The organism is Zooshikella harenae (assembly GCF_018837975.1).
GTDB lineage: Bacteria > Pseudomonadota > Gammaproteobacteria > Pseudomonadales > Zooshikellaceae > Zooshikella > Zooshikella harenae.
Window position 1 is genome coordinate 1 of the sequence record NZ_JAGSOY010000178.1, and the last position, 2,682, is coordinate 2,682.

The 2,682-nt window shown below is 37.4% G+C and carries 3 protein-coding genes; 1 reads left to right on the forward strand and 2 read right to left on the reverse strand.

The features are described 5' to 3' along the window. Positions 1–429 (forward strand): GFA family protein (locus KCG35_RS24440; RefSeq protein ID WP_230409355.1); only part of this gene is annotated, 429 nt, incomplete at its 5' end. 125 nt (positions 430–554) lie between these two features. Here the strand turns inward: KCG35_RS24440 and KCG35_RS24445 are convergent. Together KCG35_RS24445 and KCG35_RS24450 are read right to left on the reverse strand one after the other, a co-directional pair. Continuing rightward, on the reverse strand, positions 555–1,220 hold the full coding sequence (locus KCG35_RS24445) for a protease inhibitor BamI-like protein (RefSeq protein ID WP_215822467.1): 666 nt from the start codon (positions 1,218–1,220) through the stop codon (positions 555–557). Between the two features lie 67 nt (positions 1,221–1,287). Next, positions 1,288–2,682 (reverse strand): carbohydrate binding domain-containing protein (locus tag KCG35_RS24450; protein ID WP_215822468.1); only part of this gene is annotated, 1,395 nt, incomplete at its 5' end.

Sequence of the window (2,682 nt, forward strand, 5' to 3'; positions counted from 1 at the left end):
AAAGGTTATGTTATGAGTGAAACTAAAGGCCAATGTGCATGTGGATCAGTTGAGTACTCATTTGAAGAGGAGCCGATCAATACGGCATTCTGCTATTGCAAATCCTGCCAAATACATACGGGTTCCGATAAGTGGTTTGGCGTTTGGGTACCTAAAGAAAATCTGACCTTCACAAAAGGGCAGCCAGCGTTGTATACCCGCCTAGGTGATTCAGGTAAAGAAATGATACATCAGTTTTGTAGTCATTGTGGAACAACTCTTTGCATAGATGTCAAGGTAGCTAATTTTTATTCAGTCTCTGGCAGTACTATAAATAACAATAATGAGTTAAAACCAAAAATGGCAATTTATACGGCATCTGCACCAAGTTGGGCGGTATTCCCAGAAGGAGTGCCCAAATATGATGTTCTACCACCAGAGTTTAGTTAAAATACCTGCCGTGAAGAGGGAATAGTATAACTTTGGAAGGGAATAAGGAAAGTAGCTGTAGGATGATAATGTTTGTTTATGGCGGTCCAGTCAGTGGTACCGCCATTCTTTTAAATGATAAACTGTTATTCAATTCCTCCATTATTTGTTTTACGAGTGGGGGCAGGAATGGTAAATGCTGTTGCTTTCATTACATCTACTTTACCTTGGTTTTTATGGTGAGTTATCTCGCTATCATTAGTAATCTTTACAACACCTGTGCTGGGGTTTACCGTAGCGGTATACAGACCATTGGTGGTGGATACTGAAATATAGGCTTGTTTTTTACCTCTATGTATTGAAATACGTTCGTAGGGTTGTCCGTTCTCAATCTTACCTTCCCATACCTCAACGCTATCAGAAAAGTTATAGGTAGTGTTTAACTTGACTTGATATCGTTCATTGTTATGGGGGATATCAACCACTAATGTTTGTTCTAAAGAAAGATTGGCTAACAAATCAGTGTCCATTTTTGCTATACCAACATGGATACCATTTTCTTCAACAATGGGGTTATTGACATTGACTGCCCAGGCATGCTTTTGTTTATCACTGTTTACCGTTGCACTAGCGTTTTTTATTGGTTTCGATGGCTTTACCTGTGGTAAGTCTTCTTGGTTTTGTTGAGGTAATTGATCATTATTTTCAGCTTTATTAACAGTAACAGCGGTTATTGAGCTCGTTGTTTTTATCGACTTAGCCTGATTCTCTTTACTGAGAAAAAAATATGTTATAAGGGCGCAAAGCAGCATTAAGCACCCTATGCTCGTAGTGAATTTTAACATAATGGTGTATACCGAGGGATCTATTGATAATCTGTTAGAGCAGATTGATTTTACTTAGCTGGACATTATCAATCTCAAAATTAATGCCCTTTTCGGGTCCAAATATGAATAATTTTTGGACAAGAACCTGACCTTTAGGGGAGATGTTGATGTTGCCCGTTAATGAATGCCATTGGTTTACTGAGACAGGCTGCTGATTAATGGTTAGCCAATGATGACCTGCATCGTCATAATAATATAGCCTCATATCAGCATATTGGGGGATAGTTGATTGAGTTGTCAGCTTAAAATTGGCTTTGACTTGATATGTAGTATTTTTTTTAAGTAAACCTCGTACATCGTATGCTGCTCCGGCATACCAGTATGGGCGGTTAGATATGGCTAAATGATGTTGGCCTTCTTGACTTTTAGTTAAGGCAATATGGCTATCAAACCCTTGATGCCAGCTATTTAATCCATCTTCAAAGTTATGAGAAAACAGGGTATGTGTTCTATTTGTCGGCTTTTCAGGTTGATCGATAGCTTTTTTAACAACGATATCATCAAGCAGAAAAGCATTATTTTTGTTATCACTGATTGAATAAACAACAAGTTTTAATTTATGTTCATTTTTTAAAAAAGTACTTTGTGAAAGTATGAATTTTGTTTTTACTTGTGTAAATTCTTTATTGGTAACGGATAGTGTTTTAAGGACAATATCCTCTTGCTTAGGTATTTGTAAGACGAATTTGATTTGTGCTCTAGCGTTCTTTAGAGTGCCTAATTTTACTTTTGCAGAAAAATCATAATTTGTATCTGCTTTTAAATCCTTAATGATCGTATAAACATCTGCTTGCCCTTGCGCATTTGCAACGTTAAGTACATAGTCTTGCCCACATGATTTTTGTATTTTTTCTGTGGTTAGTTGGCTTCCACCGCGAGAGTGCCAGAATGAGAGTTGAGATTCATTGAATTCTGGGTTATTAATCAAATTCCCTGACACTTCTGGTTGATTGCATAATTTAACATTTGTATTGTTTTTATTAGCTAATTCATGCTTAGTAGGCATAAATTCAGCTAACTTTGAGGCAACACGATTTAAAGCGAGTGATGCATTAGTACCATTTTTTTTATTGATATCAACACCACATGCCATGCCATGACATTCGAAGATAGCTGGATTTGAAAAAAAGGGTAAACGTGGTACCCACTTACCTTGGCTATATGCACTTTGATATGCCATAGTGGTTACGTACTGACCAAATTCTCCATGACCAACTCCCCATTCATAAATTGAACCTTTACTTTTTTGTGCTCGTGAATGGTGTAACCCCATATTATGGCCTAGCTCATGAGCATAGGCACTGACACAGTTTACACCAACCCAATTATACGCAACTGATGTTGAGTTAGAGGAGAGTTCTCCTTTTTTATTGCGCCACGGTAAGTA